This window comes from Oscillibacter valericigenes (assembly GCF_021531915.1).
GTDB classification, from domain to species: domain Bacteria; phylum Bacillota; class Clostridia; order Oscillospirales; family Oscillospiraceae; genus Oscillibacter; species Oscillibacter valericigenes_A.
Window position 1 is genome coordinate 1 of record NZ_JAFBIV010000003.1, and the last position, 17,267, is coordinate 17,267.

The 17,267-nt window shown below is 52.5% G+C and carries 22 protein-coding genes; 16 read left to right on the forward strand and 6 right to left on the reverse strand.

The features are described 5' to 3' along the window. Both JQM66_RS03175 and JQM66_RS03180 read right to left on the reverse strand, forming a co-directional pair. A partial coding sequence (locus tag JQM66_RS03175; protein WP_235228365.1) for an AAA family ATPase occupies positions 1-979 on the reverse strand: 979 nt, incomplete at its 3' end. Further along, complete coding sequence (locus JQM66_RS03180) at positions 979-1,215, reverse strand: helix-turn-helix domain-containing protein (RefSeq protein WP_235221945.1); 237 nt, start codon at positions 1,213-1,215, stop codon at positions 979-981. The genes JQM66_RS03180 and JQM66_RS03175, both read right to left, overlap by 1 nt. Positions 1,216-1,939: 724 nt before the next feature. On the opposite strand from JQM66_RS03180, the gene JQM66_RS12555 reads away from it, so the two are divergent. The 9 genes from JQM66_RS12555 to JQM66_RS03230 all read left to right on the forward strand — a co-directional run bounded on the left by JQM66_RS12555 (position 1,940) and on the right by JQM66_RS03230 (position 5,921). Beyond that, a complete protein-coding gene (locus tag JQM66_RS12555) occupies positions 1,940-2,557 on the forward strand; it encodes a TetR/AcrR family transcriptional regulator (RefSeq protein ID WP_268824306.1) in 618 nt (205 codons plus the stop codon). Between the two features lie 78 nt (positions 2,558-2,635). Beyond that, positions 2,636-3,127, forward strand: coding sequence for a cysteine hydrolase family protein (locus JQM66_RS03195; RefSeq protein ID WP_235228366.1), 492 nt, complete (start codon positions 2,636-2,638; stop codon positions 3,125-3,127). A 16-nt stretch (positions 3,128-3,143) separates the two neighbouring features. Then, complete coding sequence (locus JQM66_RS03200) at positions 3,144-3,332, forward strand: hypothetical protein (RefSeq protein WP_235228367.1); 189 nt, start codon at positions 3,144-3,146, stop codon at positions 3,330-3,332. Beyond that, positions 3,322-3,555: a hypothetical protein gene (locus JQM66_RS03205; RefSeq protein WP_235228368.1), complete on the forward strand. Its 234-nt coding sequence runs from the start codon at positions 3,322-3,324 to the stop codon at positions 3,553-3,555. Before JQM66_RS03200 ends, JQM66_RS03205 begins: the two co-directional genes overlap by 11 nt. Further along, positions 3,527-3,979 carry a DUF6518 family protein gene (locus JQM66_RS03210; RefSeq protein ID WP_235228613.1) on the forward strand — a complete coding sequence of 151 codons (453 nt, stop codon included), beginning with the start codon at positions 3,527-3,529 and terminating at the stop codon, positions 3,977-3,979. The genes JQM66_RS03205 and JQM66_RS03210 overlap by 29 nt, the downstream gene beginning before the upstream one ends. After that, positions 3,963-4,169 (forward strand): 4Fe-4S binding protein, encoded by a 207-nt coding sequence (locus JQM66_RS03215; RefSeq protein ID WP_407945998.1) that lies wholly within the window; start codon positions 3,963-3,965, stop codon positions 4,167-4,169. Before JQM66_RS03210 ends, JQM66_RS03215 begins: the two co-directional genes overlap by 17 nt. A 51-nt stretch (positions 4,170-4,220) precedes the next feature. Then, positions 4,221-5,357 carry a linear amide C-N hydrolase gene (locus JQM66_RS03220; RefSeq protein ID WP_235228369.1) on the forward strand — a complete coding sequence of 379 codons (1,137 nt, stop codon included), beginning with the start codon at positions 4,221-4,223 and terminating at the stop codon, positions 5,355-5,357. A 25-nt stretch (positions 5,358-5,382) separates the two neighbouring features. Continuing rightward, positions 5,383-5,568, forward strand: coding sequence for a hypothetical protein (locus JQM66_RS03225; protein ID WP_235228370.1), 186 nt, complete (start codon positions 5,383-5,385; stop codon positions 5,566-5,568). A gap of 149 nt (positions 5,569-5,717) precedes the next feature. Then, entirely contained in the window at positions 5,718-5,921 is a 204-nt protein-coding gene (locus JQM66_RS03230) for a DUF4177 domain-containing protein (protein WP_235228371.1), read from the forward strand. Between the two features lie 430 nt (positions 5,922-6,351). On the opposite strand, the gene JQM66_RS03235 is transcribed toward JQM66_RS03230, so the two are convergent. The 3 genes from JQM66_RS03235 to JQM66_RS03245 are packed head-to-tail and all read right to left on the reverse strand — an operon-like array spanning position 6,352 to position 10,014. Then, positions 6,352-7,089 (reverse strand): response regulator, encoded by a 738-nt coding sequence (locus JQM66_RS03235; RefSeq protein ID WP_235228372.1) that lies wholly within the window; start codon positions 7,087-7,089, stop codon positions 6,352-6,354. Further along, positions 7,082-9,763, reverse strand: coding sequence for a sensor histidine kinase (locus JQM66_RS03240; RefSeq protein WP_235228373.1), 2,682 nt, complete (start codon positions 9,761-9,763; stop codon positions 7,082-7,084). Before JQM66_RS03240 ends, JQM66_RS03235 begins: the two co-directional genes overlap by 8 nt. 32 nt (positions 9,764-9,795) lie before the next feature. Then, positions 9,796-10,014: a hypothetical protein gene (locus tag JQM66_RS03245; protein ID WP_235228374.1), complete on the reverse strand. Its 219-nt coding sequence runs from the start codon at positions 10,012-10,014 to the stop codon at positions 9,796-9,798. A gap of 259 nt (positions 10,015-10,273) precedes the next feature. Here JQM66_RS03245 and JQM66_RS03250 point away from each other — a divergent pair, with 259 nt between their 5' ends. Genes JQM66_RS03250 through JQM66_RS03260 form a run of 3 tightly spaced genes read left to right on the forward strand, consistent with a single transcriptional unit; the run spans position 10,274 to position 13,029 of the window. Next, positions 10,274-11,650, forward strand: coding sequence for a TrkH family potassium uptake protein (locus tag JQM66_RS03250; protein WP_235228375.1), 1,377 nt, complete (start codon positions 10,274-10,276; stop codon positions 11,648-11,650). A 13-nt stretch (positions 11,651-11,663) separates the two neighbouring features. Then, positions 11,664-12,311 carry a potassium channel family protein gene (locus JQM66_RS03255; RefSeq protein ID WP_235228376.1) on the forward strand — a complete coding sequence of 216 codons (648 nt, stop codon included), beginning with the start codon at positions 11,664-11,666 and terminating at the stop codon, positions 12,309-12,311. A 10-nt stretch (positions 12,312-12,321) separates the two neighbouring features. After that, the gene (locus JQM66_RS03260) at positions 12,322-13,029 is read left to right on the forward strand and encodes an alpha/beta fold hydrolase (RefSeq protein ID WP_235228377.1); all 708 of its coding nucleotides are present in this window, start codon (positions 12,322-12,324) and stop codon (positions 13,027-13,029) included. A 98-nt stretch (positions 13,030-13,127) separates the two neighbouring features. Here JQM66_RS03260 and JQM66_RS03265 read toward each other — a convergent pair whose 3' ends face one another. Next, a complete protein-coding gene (locus JQM66_RS03265) occupies positions 13,128-14,000 on the reverse strand; it encodes a recombinase zinc beta ribbon domain-containing protein (RefSeq protein WP_235228378.1) in 873 nt (290 codons plus the stop codon). On the opposite strand from JQM66_RS03265, the gene JQM66_RS03270 reads away from it, so the two are divergent. From JQM66_RS03270 to JQM66_RS03280, 4 genes are all read left to right on the forward strand, one after another. Continuing rightward, positions 13,984-14,799: an AAA family ATPase gene (locus JQM66_RS03270; RefSeq protein WP_328284107.1), complete on the forward strand. Its 816-nt coding sequence runs from the start codon at positions 13,984-13,986 to the stop codon at positions 14,797-14,799. The genes JQM66_RS03265 and JQM66_RS03270 overlap by 17 nt on opposite strands. Continuing rightward, positions 14,789-14,914: a winged helix-turn-helix domain-containing protein gene (locus JQM66_RS12765; protein ID WP_407946002.1), complete on the forward strand. Its 126-nt coding sequence runs from the start codon at positions 14,789-14,791 to the stop codon at positions 14,912-14,914. Before JQM66_RS03270 ends, JQM66_RS12765 begins: the two co-directional genes overlap by 11 nt. A 619-nt stretch (positions 14,915-15,533) precedes the next feature. Beyond that, positions 15,534-16,136 carry an RNA polymerase sigma factor gene (locus tag JQM66_RS03275; RefSeq protein WP_235228380.1) on the forward strand — a complete coding sequence of 201 codons (603 nt, stop codon included), beginning with the start codon at positions 15,534-15,536 and terminating at the stop codon, positions 16,134-16,136. Then, a complete protein-coding gene (locus JQM66_RS03280; protein ID WP_235228381.1) occupies positions 16,133-17,263 on the forward strand; it encodes a hypothetical protein in 1,131 nt (376 codons plus the stop codon). Before JQM66_RS03275 ends, JQM66_RS03280 begins: the two co-directional genes overlap by 4 nt. Positions 17,264-17,267 lie beyond the last annotated feature (4 nt).

Below are 17,267 nucleotides of genomic sequence, written 5' to 3' on the forward strand. Positions count from 1 at the left end.
TAAAAGACAGCAACCTCTTTGCCTTGTTTCGGTTGTAACGGTAGACAATGCCCTTTTCCTGCTCCAGCCGGCCGGTCAACGGGTTCAGTCTCCGGGTCAGAGAATTGGGCTGCAAAGCAATATCCGGGGTGATTTTCTGAACAGCTTTCAGAAGTTCGGAAGCCGTCCCCTGCCACTGGTCTTCCACAACAGCGTCGATGACATCCAGCAGCGGCTCCGGCACAAGCTCGGTGGCAGACTTGCAGGCACGGATCAATTCCCACAGACAGGTCTCCCGGTCGAACCGAAGCTCGTAATGCTGCATGGGCAGGTCCCGGCCAATGCAATGGAGGAAGCGTTTATCCTGTTCCGCGCATAAGACGAAGCCGCCGTCTGCCGCGCCCAGAAGGCCGTTGGTGCCGGATATCTGGTTGAAGGGATTGCCCTCGTCCGGCTTCTTGTTGGTGTGGTGGACGAGGATCAGCGCCAGATCGTAGGCGTCTGTGAACAGCTTGAAAGGGCGAATGTCCTTATAGTCTGAGCTGTAGCTGTATGTGGCACCATCGCCGCCCTCTCTGGCAAGATAAAGCGTATCAATGACGATCAGCCGGGTCTCCGGGTGGTCAAAGACAAAGTTTCGGAGCTGCTGGATCAGGTCATTACCGCTCAGCGTGGTATGAAATGTCAGATGCAGTTTCGTTCCATCCCAGTCTGTGCCAAACATCCGGGCCAGCCGCTCCTGAATACGAGCGTCCGTGTCCTCCAGGGTCAGATACAGCACCTCGGACTGCCGCGTTTCAAAACCCAGGAAGGGCTTTCCCTCCGACACACACCAGCAGAGCATGAGCATCAGAAAGGATTTGCCGATTTTCGGTTGCCCGGACAGGATGAATGTCCCAGCCGGCAGAAAATTGTCCACAACGCTGTGTCTGGGGAGAAACTGCCTGTCCATCAGCTCTCCCGCCGTGATGGTGATCAGGTCATTTTGATTTTCTGTCATTACTCGATCCTCCAAACTTTTCGGCCGACACTCTCTGAAGGCGCAGGCGCGGTTTCACCGCCGGAGAGATATGCTTCCAGCGCTTCGATGGTGACCAGGTACTTCTTCCCTACCCGGACACAGGGGACACGACCGCTTCGCAGCAGCGTGCGGATGGCGGTCTCTGTCAGGCAGGTCTGCGGGTCCTGGCTTTTGAACCAGGCCGCCGCTTCCCGAATTGTTCTTGTGTGCAACATAGATTTCCTCACTTTCTGATTCAAAACTGTGTTCGAAAAAAGAGTCTTTCGTAATAAATAGAGAAAACGGGCTATTTTTTAAGATCTCCTATGCAAAGAGTTCACATTTTGTTCACAATTTGCAGTGGGGTCTTCAGAGGTGCCCTGCATATCCCTTCATAATAAATGGAGAAAAAGCGGGGCCGATTATACCCGTCTCAGACAAAACATTTTCTTCTTCGAGTGATTTCCCTCCCTCCTTCTCCGTTGGTTGGCAAGAGAGATTTACAGGCATAGCCTTCATATGCCCTCATATAAACGGAGAAACAGAGGGGTAAAATGAAACCCCCTTCGGCAAAAAATTTTCAACTTTGAGTGATGACCGGTAATCCTCTCGTAATAAATGTAGAAAACAGGCCCCTTCTGACCACCCACGGGAGCAGAAAAAATTAAAAAATACGTTCAACGTTGACTTTTGTAAACACAACAATTGCTGTATTTGCATTAGGTCTACGTTGAACGTATTTCTCTTATAAAGAGACGCATAAGGTGGAGTTATGCGTCATCCTGATAAGACCTGCAACAAAAAACGGTATCATACAGTCATAAACGGCAGAAATTTGATTTAGGGAGCATAACAACCTTATTTTTCTTGACTACCGAACGATAGGTAGCTATAATGATAATGCACGATGTTTCAATCACAGCAAACAGAGCGTTTTGCCGCAGTGAAGGAGAACTAGGTATGGATCGAGGAAATACAAAGCAGGAAATTCTGGAAGCAGCGCTGGAACTGTTCTCTGTGCAGGGGTTTGAAGCCACCTCTATTGCCCAGATTGCCAGCGCCGTCGGTATCCGTAAGGCGTCTCTTTACAGCCATTTTGAGAACAAGCAGGCAATTCTGGACGCAATTGTGAAAGAAGTATTGGAACAGTATGCGGCACATTCTATTTTTGCCAGGGCAGATTGGCAGAGAGATGTCGGCAGCTTTCCGCAGACTTCCGATGATGCTGTTAAAATGATTCAGGGACAGGTCCGCTATATCCTCCACGATCCTGCCATCAGCAGGGCGCGAAAAATGCTGGTCATCGAGCAGTTCCAGAATCCGGAGCTGGCGAATCTCCAGACCAAGCAAAATTATTCCGATGTGCTGGGGTACTTCACCGGGCTGATGAAGCGCCTAATCCGGCAGAGTGTTTTGGCAGAAGATGACCCGGAGATCATGGCAGCCCAGTTCTGCCTGCCCATTTCCACATGGATCAGCCTCTGTGACCGGGAACCGGAACGTGAGCCGGAAGTCATGGATCTGGTGGAAAAGCACATCCGGCAGTTTTTTAAGGTCTATCAGCCAGCGGCACGGTGATTTCGAGGGCTTTCGATGTATACGTAAACAAACTGTTGGCGGGTGAAGCAACCATACTGAAGTGTAAGGAGAGGGATTATGGAAAATAAAGCACTAGTCGTGATTGACCTACAGAATGACATCACAAAAAACTACAGAGAGATTATTGACAATGTCAATCGGGCGATTGCTTGGGCAAACAGCAGCGGTATGCATGTCGTTTACATTCAGCACAACAACCTCTCTGCCGGTACGCGGAACTTTAAGCCCGGGACCCGCGGAGTTGAATTGGTGCCGGAATTGCATATCGTTTCCGGCAATATGTTTACCAAAACCAAGAGCAACGCGCTGACCAGTGAAGCATTTGCGGCGTTTGTTGAAGAAAACCACATCACAGAGTTTTTCCTGGCTGGGGCAGATGCCACTGCTTGTGTGAAATCCACCAGCTACAACATGGCCAAAGCGGGCTATACTGTTCGTATTCTTTCTGACTGTATCACCAGTTATGATAAAAAGAAGCTGGATGAGATGCTGGCATATTACCAAAGCAAGGGCTGCCTTGTCGAAGCAATTGCTGATATGATCCGCTAAAACGAGGTATATCTTCATGGATAACGATATCATGATCGTTTCCAAGAACGCGGGCGCCCCGGTGCCCTTTAGCATTACCGCCAAAGACGCGGATAGGCGCATTGTGGCATCCGGGGAATTCCGCTTTGATGCCACTGCGGAGAAAATGTATCTGACCGTCACGGCAGACGGCAGAATCGTGGAGGACAAAAACTATGAAGGATAAGCATTTTACTTCCCGTATGCTCACCTGCGCCGGAGCATTGATGAGCATTTCGGGCATTCTCATGGCAGTCTGTGCGAAGATCGCCTATGGCGGCATTCTGTTTGCGGCAGCTGCCTGTATGTTTTTGGCGGCCCGTAATTTCCGCATTGCGGAGGACAGGGACGACCACAACTGCCGGAACTTGGAAAATGACCATGAACCGGAAGAATCTCATGAAGGGTAAGCGGATGACGAGCAGGATCATGAATCCGTTTTCCATGCTGTGTTTCGGGCTCGCTATCGGAGCCGCTGCGAGACTGTTGGACATTTTCACAACGAATTGGGGAGAAGTCTTTTCCCAGATGGCAGTCTGGATCCTGATGGGCACGCTGATTTCCATTTACAGCAGGACAGCGAAGCACGCGATGGGAAATGTTTTGGCATTTTGCCTTGGAATGCTGGTGACGTATTATTTTGTAGCTGCTTTGAGCCACGGGGTATATTCGATGGGGTTTGTCATCGGGTGGACGGTGTTCGCGCTGTGCTCGCCTGTCATGGCTTACTTTGCGTATTTCGTTCACATCGCACATAATCGGCCTGTTTGGCCAGCGGCTGTGGTTTTATCGCAAAAATGCGGGATACACAGACAAGTTGAAAATCAGCAATGACTGTCTCGGCTGCGGAAAATGTGCCGGTCTTTGTCCCCTGCACAATATTTCCATGGTCGATGGAAGACCCCGTCCGGGCAGCCGCTGCACCATGTGCTACCGCTGTATCAGCAGTTGCCCTGAGCAGGCGATCACCCTGCTGGGAGAGCGCGTTCAGGAGCAATACAGATTTGAGAAAATCGCAAAATAGATATTCGCAGATTTCTACAGGGGCGCGGAGCCGCTGTGAAAGGACATAAACATGGATACACATTTTTTCTTTCGAAACAAGGAAGCCTCGCCTCCTCCCGCGAGGCATCGCAGAACAGGCATTGTTCTGCTCGTTCTGGCGGCAGCGCTGCTGACGGTATTGCTGACAGCGTGGGCCATGTTTGGCACCCAGCTTCAGGCGGCAATGACCATTCAAAAGCTGGATGACGGCCTTTGGTCTATGGAATACCGGGGAGATTACGGTTTTGATGACTTTCTGGCCCAGGGCGGCGCGAGCAGTGACGCGGAGATGGGTGACTATCTGGCTGCATACATTTCTCATGGCTTTTGGAAGCCCGACACCTCCGCTGCGGGTGGAAAGTACGCCTGCTCCACGCTGGCGGTAAAAAGCCCTGATGGCGCCCCTCTGTTTGGGCGAAACTTCGACTGGCAGGACTGCGATACCATGCTGATCCACACGGTTCCGAAAGACGGCTATGCGTCGGTATCCACCTGCTGTCTGGACTTCCTTGGCTTTGGTGAAGACTGGAAGCCTGATGGAAGCCTTGGAGATCGATTCATGGCCCTGGCGGCAGTCTACGTCCCACTGGACGGCATGAACGAAAAAGGACTGTGCGTGGCCGACCTGATGGTGAGCCATGGGCAGGCTGTGGATCAGGACACTCAAAAGTCCGATTTGACTACTACCTCCGCCATTCGGCTTCTGCTGGACAAGGCAGCTACTGTAGATGAGGCGCTGGAATTGCTTTCGCAGTATGATATACATTTTTCGATCGGTGCGGCCCAGCATCTCTCTGTCTCCGATGCCACAGGCCGGAGCGTGGCCGTGGAGTGGGTGGACGGTGAGATGGTGGTAACGGATACGCCGGTGGTCACGAACTACTATCTTTATCAGGATGATGGTACCTCCGGCAGCGGGCAGTCCTATGTACGTTTCAACACGCTTTCCGAACTGCGGCAGACCGCAGACGGTGTCATGACGTCCATTGAGGTACGCGATGCCCTTGCGGCGGTGGCCCAGAGCAACTTCCCTGGAGAAAACGGCGGCGAGCTGACCTGCTGGAGCTGGGTGTATGACCAGCAGGAAAAGACAGCCCTGTTCTACGATACCGAGGATTGGGAGCATCCCTATACGCTGTCATTGCGCAGCTCTGACTGGATTTTCTGAGTTCAATTTTTCCCGGGAGGGTGTGATGAATTTGTTGGAAAAGAGATGGTTGGAAAAGAGATTAAGAATGCTTGGAATATTGGGGATTGGTGGTATATTTGACTGGAACGCCCTGTTTGATGTCTTTCCCGGTGATATATATGTAAAGTCTCTGTTCGAGATGAGTATTGGTGAACAAGAAATATACATTTTCGCGAATAATTATGTATAAACAATTTTTCATTTCAGAAGTGAGATACATAAACCGAATTATGCTATAATATAGCCATAGTTTGGAACTTGCTACTGTCCTTTTCTTCTATATAGACAAAGGACAGTTAGACAAACTTTAATTATTAGAGTATTAGAGGAGGTATAAATATGTATATTTACAAGACAGAAATTTTAAGGGCTTCTTTTAAGTGGTTTACAGACAAAGCGAACGAAGAAGATATCGAACAATTGGATAAACTCATTAATGAGAAAGCCGCTGACGGTTGGGAACTTGTGACCTATAATTATATGGCAACTTCAACCCAGTGGAAAGGTGCATTCCTTGTTACTTTTAGGAAGGAAAGAGCATAAATATAGCCCCCTTTCGCTGTGAAACGAGGATTACAAATTCCAATTTGTTGAATTGAATCGTACTATTCTCCGATAAGGGCAAGGTTGAAATACCTCATAATTGAGTCATACCTTGTACCATAAAAGCAGTAGTTATTAAAGCCATTCTCCGCAGACTATGCTTCGAAGTTTTACTCGAGACCGCAGAAAATTCTGTGTAATCGACAATCCTCGACAGTATGAAAATCTTCGACTGAGTCAACATCAGCTATAGTAACTTTATGCGGCTCAGTATTGAAAGCGATTATTCGATTCTATAAATATGCAAAACGCCCAGCCGTAAACCGGCTGGGCGTTTTGTGGTGAGGAAAGAAGAATATATCATATAAAACTCAATGATTTATGGAGCATCATATTTTGCCACCGGTATCGGTCAGCTGTACGGATGCTTTCAGGCTTCCGGTGACACCGCACTGTCCTGATTGTGTTGGATCATGCGGTAGCCCACGCCAATGTGGGTCTGGATGTACTGGGGATGGCTCTGGTCTGCCTCCAGTTTTTTTCGCAGGGTAGCCATAAAGACCCGCAGGGAAGGAAGCTCCGCAGCGGCATGGTCGGCTGAGCCGCCCCAAATCTCACTGATGATATAATTGTGGGTCAACACCTTGCCGGTGTTTTTAGCCAGCAGGCACAGTAGCTTATACTCAATGGGCGTCAGGTGCAGCTCCTGACCGTCCCGCCAGGCGCAGCCGGCGGCGTAGTCGATGACCAGGCCGCCGTTTTGATAACGAGCCGATGCCTCGCTGGTTTTCTGGTTGTCAAACCGCACCCGCCGCAGAGCCACCCGCAGCCGGGCCAAAAGCTCGTCTACAGAAAAAGGTTTTGTGAGATAGTCGTCCGCCCCGGCGTCCAAAGCGGTCACCTTGTCCCAGTCGTCGGCTCGGGCGGACACCACAATAATGGGCATATTGCTCCAGGAGCGGATCTTTTTGATGATTTCAATACCGTCCATATCCGGCAGTCCCAGATCCAGCAGCATCACGTCCGGACGGTAAGACAGCGCGTCCAGGATCGCCTGCTGACCGTTTTTCGCCCGGTGGAACTGGTAGTCCTGGGTCTCCAGCGTCGTGGCGATCAGATTGCCAACAGCAGTATCGTCCTCAACAAACAGAATTTGTGGTTTATTCATGGGCGTTTACCTCCGATGCGTGCAGGGTGAAGCGGAATATGGTTCCCTGGGGCTCGTTTTTGATCGCTTCGATGGTGCCGCCGTGGGCGGTGATGATGGACTTGCAGAGGGAGAGACCCAGTCCCAGGCCGCGCCGCCCGTCGCCCCGTTCATTGCCCACGGTATAGAACCGGTCAAAGAGCCGTTCTCTGGCTTCGGCAGAGACACCCGGACCATCGTCCGCAATCTCAACGATGACCAGTTGCCCGGCCTTTTTGGCGGACAGCGTGATGTGGGAGCCCTCGGGTGTGTATTTGATGGCGTTGTTTACGATGTTGATGACCACCTGCACCATCAGCCGGGCGTCCATATCAGCCATCAGCATATCGTCAGCCAGCTCTTTGCAGATATGGTGTTTACAGGCGTTTCGGTCCAAATGGGAGAGGGCTTCCGAAAAGATATCTTCCAGCAGCTCCGGTTCCATGTTCATGTTGACATGGTTATCCTCGATTTTGGTGATAGCCAGCAGGTTTTCCACCAGATTGATGAGCCACATGGCATCATCGTAGATAGCGGTACAGAGACTGCGACGCTTTTCAGGCTCCAGTTGGTCCGCACGCTCCATCAGGATATTGGCGTTACCGGAAATGCTGGTGAGGGGGGTCCGCAGATCATGGGAGATGGCACGCAGCAGATTGGCCCGCAGGGCTTCCTGACCTGCCTGGGCCTCCGCCTGCTGCTTTTCCCGCATGGTGAGCTCTTTTTCCAGCGCCAGGGCGCATTCGTCCAGCAGAGCCACCATCAGGTTTTTCTCAAAGGACTGCAGCGGATGCCCGCCTTCCACGGCAATGCCGACTACCGCCAGAGCGCCTCCGGTGCCCCGGATGGAAAGATACAGGCACTTGGCGCCCGGCAGGGTGTTGGTGGTGGCTCCGGCGTGCTTGTTGTTTTTCAGGACCCACTCCGCCACCGCCTCCTCGTCAGGTGTCAGCAGCGTCGAAAGATCCCGCTCCTCCGCGAAGGGGAAGGTCACGGCTGGTAGCAGTCCACCCTTTCCGTCTGTGGGATAGACCACCAGATCCCGCTCCAACAGGTGTCCCAACTGCTGGGCGGTGACGGTCAGAATGGCCTCCGCGCTGTCCGCCGTCTGTAGCTTATGGCTGGATTCCAGCAGGATGGCGGTGCGGTAGGCCTTGTCGGCATTCATCTTCGCCTGGGTCTTGACCCTGATGGTCAGAGAGCTGCTGAGCAGGGCCACGATGAACATGATGCCGAAGGTGGCAATGTAGCTGGGATCGCTCCGCAGCGTGAAATAAGGCTCTGTGAAGAAAAAGTTGAACAGCAGCACCGACAGCAGCGAGGAAAGCAGACTGTAACTGCGCCCTGTGGTGACCATGGCGATGCCCAGCACGCCCAGCAGGTAGAGCAGGATGATGTTGGTGTCCGAGATGCCCAGAGCGGCAAAGAAGTAGCCGCCCAGTGTACAGCCTGCCAGAACAGACAGCATCTTCAGAAGGTCCCCGGCGGAAAGGCGCTCCTCGCTCCGGCGGGGATGATCGGCGTGCTTTGTCAGGCTGTTTCCCTGTTGGTCCGGGATGATGTAGATATCCAGATCCGGGGCAAGGTCATTGAGCCGGTCCACCAGATTTTTGGTTCGCCGAAATCCCTTTCGGTGAGGGCTGCGGCCCAAAACGACCTTGGAGATGCCGCTGATGCGGGCGTACTCCGCGATCTGCACCGCGGGGTCATCGCCGTAGGTGGTGGTGATCCGGGCGCCCAGCTCCTCTGCCAGACGGACATTGGCGCTGATACGCCTGCGGTCCTCTTCGGACATGGACGCATAATCCGGCGTCTCCACGAACAGGGCCGTGAAGGCTCCGTGGAAAGCCCTTGCCATCCGGGCGGCGGTGCGAATGACCTTGGGATTGGAGGGAGAGGCGGAAAGGCAAGTCAGAATATGTTCCCCCGCCTTCGGCTTTTCGTTTCCCTCGGACCACGGAGCCGCGTCCAGTCGGTCCGCTGTCCGCCGCAGGGCGATCTCCCGGAGGGAGGCCAGATTCTTGCCAGCAAAAAAGTTCCCCTTGGCCTGCCCGGCCTGCCTGGTCTTCCCCGCCCGCAGCCGCTCCAGCAGGTCGGCGGGCTCCAGATCCACCAGTTCCACCTGATCGGCGGAGTCGAACACGCTGTCCGGGATGCGCTCGGCAACGGACACGCCGGTAATGGCGGCCACCTTGTCGTTGAGACTCTCCAAATGCTGCACGTTGACGGTGGTGTAGACGTCGACGCCTGCACGCAGCAGCTCCTGCACATCCTGATAGCGTTTTACATGGCGGCTGCCCCCGGCGTTGGTATGGGCCAGTTCGTCCACCAGAATCAGCTGGGGATGGCGCTCCAGCGCCGCGTCCAGATCGAATTCCCGCAGTTCCACGCCTTTGTATGGAATGATCTTAGCGGGAAGCAGCTCCAGTCCATCCAGTAATGCCCGCGTCTCAGGCTGGGTGTGGGGTTCGATATAGCCTGCCACCACATCCACGCCGGCGGCCTTGGCCCGGTGGGCGGCTTCCAGCATGGCGTAGGTCTTGCCGACCCCGGCGGCATAGCCGAAAAATATCTTCAGCCGGCCTCCCGGCTGGCCTTCTGTCTGCCGGAGTTCCTGCAGCAGTGCTTCAGAGTCCGGATGATACCCGTCCGCCATGGAAAACCGCCCCCTTTCTTTCGTGGTATTCCTTATACTACCTTGGAGTGCGGGGGATTGCAACCCTCTTGCTTGCCGAAAGAGTCCGTATGCACGGGCTCCTTTTTTGCGTCCTGGGCCTGCCGTTCCTCCGTTTCATCCCAATAGGGAGAGATGCCGCCCTTGTCCAGAAAATGCCCAAGGCGGTCCATGGTGAGATATCCCACCACCGCGATATAAAGAAAACCAGTGATCAGCGCAAAGGCTTCCATACAGTTCCCTCCCCAAAGCGCAAACGGTCAATGAAACCTCGTTCCCTGGTTTCATTATAAACGTAAACATCTATGGGTGAGATTTGCGTTTTCCGCAGGAGATTAAGATTGTATAAATGCCGCGGGATACTTGCTGCCAGGGCTTACCCGCCTTTATTCAATCTTAATGCCCTGTGAAGAACCCTAATAAACTCCTCATTTCTTCCGTGCTATAATCTTTATACGTTCTGATACTTTTCTTTAGGGGGGCAGTGACCGCGTGTTCAGAGAAACGCTTCAGGCAGTCTTTGCGCCTTTATGGAAAAGCGAGCGGGTGTCACCCGCCCGCATCATCATCTTCGGCTTTTTGCTGCTGATCCTGCTGGGAGCGGCTTTGCTGATGCTGCCTTTTTCCACACATGAGTGGGGTGGAGCCTCCTTTGCCGACGCCCTTTTTACGGCCACCTCAGCCACCTGTGTGACTGGGCTTGTGGTACATGACACTGCCACCTATTGGTCCCAGTTTGGACAGCTGGTCATTCTGCTGTTGATCCAGGTGGGCGGCATGGGCGTGGTTACCATGGCTGTGGCGATCTTTATCTTTTCCGGCAAGCGGATCGGGCTGAAGCAGCGGTGGGTCATGCAGGAGTCCATCTCCGCGCCCCAAGTGGGCGGTATCGTCCGTATGACGGGCTTTATTCTAAAGACTGCCTTTGCCATTGAGGGCGTGGGTGCGCTGATATTAGCGTTTCGCTTCTGCCCGGAGTTTGGCCTTGGGCGCGGCCTGTGGTACGCGGTGTTTCATTCCATCTCCGCTTTCTGCAATGCAGGCTTTGATTTGATGGGCGTAAAGGCGCCGTTTTCCTCCCTGACCGGCTATACCGGAGACCCCGTTGTCAATATGACCGTTATGCTTCTGATCGTGGTGGGTGGACTGGGATTTTTGACCTGGCAGGATATTTCCACCCGGCGCTTCCGGTTCAAGGAATACCGGCTGCAGAGCAAGCTCATTTTGGTCACGACGGCGGGGCTGCTGCTGTTTGGGTTCCTGTTCTTCCTCCTTTATGAGTTCCGGCTCCCGCAATGGGACAGCCTGTCTCCCATGGAGAAAGTGTTGGCGGCCATGTTCCAGTCTGTCACCCCCAGGACCGCGGGCTTCAACACGGTGGATCTGGCGCAGATGTCCGAGCCCAGCCAGCTGCTGACCATTCTTCTGATGCTCACCGGCGGTTCTCCCGGTTCGACAGCCGGCGGTTTCAAAACCACCACCTTTGCGGTGCTGGTGCTGAGCGCCATCGCGGTTTTCAAAAAACGGCGCAGTGCCCAGTGCTATGGGCGGCGGGTGCAGGACGGTGCGCTCCAGAGTGCCTGTGCCATTTTCCTCCTGTACCTGCTGTTTTTCCTCATGGGCGGCATCCTGATCTGCTGCATCGACCAGGTTCCGCTGATGGACGCGCTGTTTGAGGCGGCCTCCGCCATCGGTACGGTAGGGCTGTCCCTGGGCGGCACCGCGCGGTTTTCGCTGCCGTGCAGAATGATTCTGGTGTTTCTCATGTACTTTGGGCGGGTGGGCGGCCTGACCATGATCTACGCATTCACGGCGAACAATCGGGCCATTTCTTCTCAATTCCCACAAGAACCGGTAACGGTAGGTTAAAAGGAGTATTCATATGAAATCTGTGCTTTTGATCGGACTCGGGCGTTTTGGCCGCCACATGGCGGAAAAGCTGAAGGAGCTGCACCACGAGGTGCTGGCTGTGGACCGGAATGAGGATCGGGTCAATGACATTCTTCCTCTGGTTACCAACGCCCAGATCGGAGACAGCACCAATGAACAGTTTATTGCCTCCCTGGGCGTCCGGAATTTTGACCTGTGTGTCGTCGCCATCGGTGATGATTTTCAAAGCTCTCTGGAGACCACCGCGCTGCTGAAAGAGAATGGCGCCCCCTTCGTATTGTCCCGGGCGGCCCGCGATGTCCACGCGAAGTTTTTGCTCCGCAACGGCGCGGACGATGTCATTTACCCGGAAAGGCAGATGGCAAACTGGTCTGCGGTGCGGTATACCGCGGACCATGTGTTTGATTACATTGAACTGACAGACGACCACTCTATTTTTGAAACCGCGGTGCCGGCATCCTGGGTGGGGAAAACCATCGTGGAGCTGGCCGTCCGGCAGAAGTACCGCATCAATGTGCTGGCGACGAAATGGAACGGCAATCTGGAGCCTTTGCCCGGCCCCACCCACTGTTTCCGGGCGGACGAGACGATTTTTGTTCTCGGCAGCAACCGGGACTTGCAGCGGTTTTTGAATCTGTGAGGCTCACCGTATGCGTGAGAAAACCTGGGAAACGCCCTGCGGTACGATCCATTACTGGATCAATGACAGGACTGACAATCGTAAACTGACCCTGGTATTTTTGCCGGGTCTGACGGCGGATCATCGGCTGTTTGAAAAGCAAACGGCGTATTTTGAAGGCAACTACAATGTGACCGTCTGGGATGCGCCCGGACACGCCGCTTCCTGGCCGTTCGAATTTTCATTCAGTCTGATGGACAAGGCAAAATGGGTGGACGGGATACTCCGTTCGGAGAGTTTGGATAAACCGGTTATCATTGGCCAATCCATGGGTGGATATGTGGGACAGGCCTATGCGGAGTTGTACCCGGAGAAGTTGAGGGGATTTGTGGCCATTGACTCCGCTCCGCTGCAGCGCAGCTATGTAACGGGGGTGGAGCTGTGGCTCCTGAAAAGAATGGAGCCTGTGTACCGTCACTATCCATGGAGGTGGATGCTGCGCTCCGGCACCCAGGGTGTTTCAACCACGGAGTACGGGCGGAAACTGATGCACGATATGATGATGACCTACGACGGCGACCTGGAACACTATGCAAAGCTCTCAGGACATGGGTTCCGGATCTTGGCGGAGGCCATGGAAGCGGACTTGCCGTATCGTCTGCAATGCCCGGGGAAGAAGTCAAGGGTGCACCATGTGGAAAATATTTTCAGTCAAATTCAACGCATATTCCTCCCCTGAAGCAAGACAATTTTGATACTATTGCTTTTTTACCAATTAGTCAGGCTCAAACTTGGCTATTCTGCCATATTATGGTGTCCTATGCAGTTTGGGGAATCTCAGGCGGTCAAAATTGCTTCCTTGTTTAGTTCAATATACTCGAGGGCCTTTTCATAGGCATCTGTGAACTTGAAAGAGATAGTAATGCGGCCGCCCTCATGAACGTATATCTTGTCAATCAATTCGACTACCATCGCTCGCGTGAGAGTATCTATTTTTCCATATTTTTTGAAGTGAGAAATAAAATCGTTGTCTTCGGTAATGCCATTTTTGAACTCCTCATTCGTTCGCTTAAGGTTTTCAAGTGCCTTTTCAAGAGAAGTGATTTTCTCGGTTAATTGTTCCTTCAGCGTAAAGTATTCTTCTTTAGAAATGATTCCACTTTTCCAATCGGGGTACAGGTCGATTATCATTCCTTTGAGCTTTTCGAGTTCTGCGGTGTGAGTATCGATAGCTGAGCAGATGTGTGAGGACTCTTTCTTTTTTACCGGACTAGAGTTGATCCGCTTGATCAACTTATCCATTTCAACCGCAGAATCAATCATCCCTTGAATAGATGCAAGTACTGCCAGTTCCATTTTATCTATTCGGATAGTATGATTCGTACATGATGATTTTTTCATCTTTCTTGAGGTGCCACAGCGATAATAGTGATACGTCCCATATGGGTGGGAATTTGTTTTTTTGTTCATTGCACGCAGACAGTCCGCGCATCGTACAAATCCGGAGAACAAATCAACTTCACTTTTTTGGGGGGCTTTACGAATGAATTGATTGAAAAGCGACTGCGCCTTATCAAAAGTCTCACGGTCAACGATTGCCTCATGGGTGACTTCAACTATTATCCAGTCCTCTTTTGGAATTGCCCTGCATTGCTTAATCTTATAGCTTATTGTCGTGTTTTTACCTTGAACCATGTTCCCAACATACATTCAGCGTTCCACGAACATTCAGCAGAAGAGCAAATACATAAACTATGCATATCGTATGGCACAACAAGAAAAGCCAGCCGTGCTTCTTGGTGTCTATAAGAGAGAAGGGCAAGTTATCTTCTGTGCGTGGGCGTTAAAACCCTCTACTGCGGCCCCGGAGACTCCTATCTCGAAACAGATCAAAATCAATTCAATAGCTGAAGCTATGAAGAGCGGCTTTGTCCAGCAAGACAAGGGCGGCGGTGAATTTGCGTGTGCCTTCAGGCGCGAATTCATGTTCTTCTACCTAAATAACTATAAATGGTTCCACGGAACCCCTGCAACTGAATTGACGGAAAACGGCACTCATTTACCCAATGCAACGCAAAACGAGAATCGTATTGGTGAAAACATCCTTCTTTATGGTGTGCCGGGTTGCGGTAAGAGTCATACAATTAAAAGAGATTACTGTGATGATGAACAGTATATGGAAAGGGTCGTATTCCATCCGGATTACACCTATTCTGATTTTGTCGGGCAGATAATGCCGACAAATGTTGATGGACATATTAGCTATCCTTTTATTCCTGGGCCGTTTACCCGAATCCTCAAGAAGGCAACAGATGACCCGAACCATGAGTACTTCCTTGTGATTGAGGAAATAAACCGTGGAAACGCACCTGCGATATTTGGTGAGGTCTTCCAGCTGCTTGATCGGCAAAACGGAGTCAGCGAATACGGCATCTCGAACGCTGATATCGCAAAAGTGGTTTACAATGATCCAATAGCTATGGTTACCTGCCAAGTTGTTGGAGATTGAAGATGCCAATTGTACGGGTTCTGAGTATAGTTATAGAATGCGGTGGGCTAGAACAGAACTCAAACAAAAGGGAATGATAAAAAGCCCTGGTCGAGGCATCTGGGAAATCGTATAAACAGTGCGATCGCCCGTCATTTAATTATTTACCTATCATTTGTTTATTCCCCAAGGCTCGGTAAAGGGGGTACATTTTCTATGCATTCCCGCAAGACCATAAAACCTCATAGTAATATACATCAAAACCTCGGAAGCCTTTTGTTTCAAGCCCTTTTCTGCATACGGCGGTGGCCAGCGGCCACGGTTGCGGAACTCACCGGCCACTGTGCGGCCTAACGGCCCCCCCCCCGCTTACAACATCTCGATTAGTTGACCTAATCGTGTATCAAAATGTCTCTCGACAAAACGACACGCCCCAAAAGTAAACGCCAGCGTTTTGGCGCACTTTTGGAGCGTGCTTTTTATATGGAATGAGCCTGTCAAAAGGTATACTTTTTGACAGTAGTGGGATTGTAAACTGATAAGAGTTATTCTGGCAGGGTGGTGGGATTGTGCATATTATGGTGACTAATCTGATCAAGAAAAATAGGGAGTATATTGCTCAATTCTTAAATATAATCTATAATCTTACATTAAACTTGGAATAGCCCAAAAATGTTCCACTTGACTTCTGAAACGAAAACGGATATGGTGCCGTCTAATAGGATGAAGCCGCTTCAAGTACCGGGGGAAACACTATGGAACAAATCGAAACAAAGAAAGCACAATTTTCAGCCGCCATGGGAGATCAGGAGATCATTCAACTGTTCTTTCAGAGGTGCGAGGAAGCCATTACCCAGACCCAGAAGAAATATGGTGCGCTGTGCCGTAGTGTGGCCCAGCGGCTCCTGGCAGACCCCAGAGACACGGAGGAGTGTGTCAGTGACACCTACCTTCGTGCCTGGAATGCCATCCCGCCGGAACGCCCCCGCTCTCTGCGGGCCTATCTGGCCCGCATCACCCGGAATCTGGCATTGGACCGCTATAATTACAATACTGCCGCCCAGCGCAGCACCGCCCTCACCGACGCTTTTGAGGAATTGGAACCCTGGATCGTTGCCGGACAGGGTGATCCGGACACAGAACTGGATGCATCAGAGCTGCGCCGGGTGCTGAACGGCTTCCTGCGCCGTCAGAGCGCTGAGGCCCGCGTGTTCTTTTTGCGCCGCTACTGGTATGGAGAGAGCATCCGGGAGATCGCGGAAGAATGCTGTGTCAGCGAAGCAAAGGTTAAGACATCCTTGTTCCGCACACGGGAACGGCTGCGCACGGAACTGGAACAGGAAAGGATCAGACTATGAATCAAACTCGTTTTCAAAAATGGATGAACGCCGTGGACGATGACCTGCTGGAGGAAGCTCAGCAGCCTATGAAAAAGAGACGATCCTGGCTGTACAGAGCCGGGGCGATTGCCGCCTGTCTTGCAGTAGCTGTAACTGCCATCACCCTGTCCCACCGAGGCACCGACCAACCGGCCATGATCGCAAACCCCATGCACGAATCCAGCGCAGCTGAGTTTCAGCAGCTGGGATACTCCATCCCCCTGCCGGACAGTGCCTCCGGCACCTCCTACTACCTGATCGACACAGGGGCAAGCGACAAGCAAATGGCCGAAGTCAATTTTGAACAAGGCGGGCAAACGTACTACTGCCGTGCCTTAAAGGCAGAGCAGCCCCAGGACATCTCCGGTATTTATGCTGACTGGACGGAGAGCCTGGACTGGAGCGGCGAAGATGTTTCCGTCCAGCTGCGCAAGTCCGAGGATGCGGCCTGGGTGGGCTGGTATGCTCCGGAGGCCGAGGTGCAGTGGTGTGTTGCCGGCGGCAGCGATGCCCAGGTGCTGCTGGACGCCGCCCAAACCATTGTGGAGAAGCTTGGGTACGTCATGCCGCTGTATCCGATGGATGGTGTGGAGGACGCCTTTGCCGACGGCGGATACTCTGTGGACTTCACGGCAGCGGACCTTGTCAAAACCGGGGATGGGTATTCCCTGACCGCGGAGATCTATGACTATGACCGCTATGAACTGGAAGATATTCAGGGCTTGAAAGAAGGCGACCAGATCCAGGTCTGTCGGAAGCCGGTGACCGTTGAGAGCATCCGGCGGGATAACGGCACCGTCATCATCAACGGCGGCATCGAAAGCGGCGGCGTAGAGCTGATTGAGGATGACGGTCTGTACCGCACCTACGCAATGGATGACCATCCGATCTACTATGATCTGGGAACGATCACCCTGCCCGTATCCACTGACTGCACCTTTGAGGACCACGCCGACCTGGAACAGGAACCTGATGGCCTGGTTTATGAGTACGAGGACGTCCCTGCGGCTATTCAGGCCAGCGAAACGCCCTTCAACTGCTACAACACGGTCATCACTGTCCGGCAGGAGCAGGTGGTGCAGATCATCCGCTATTGGATTCCCTGATGGA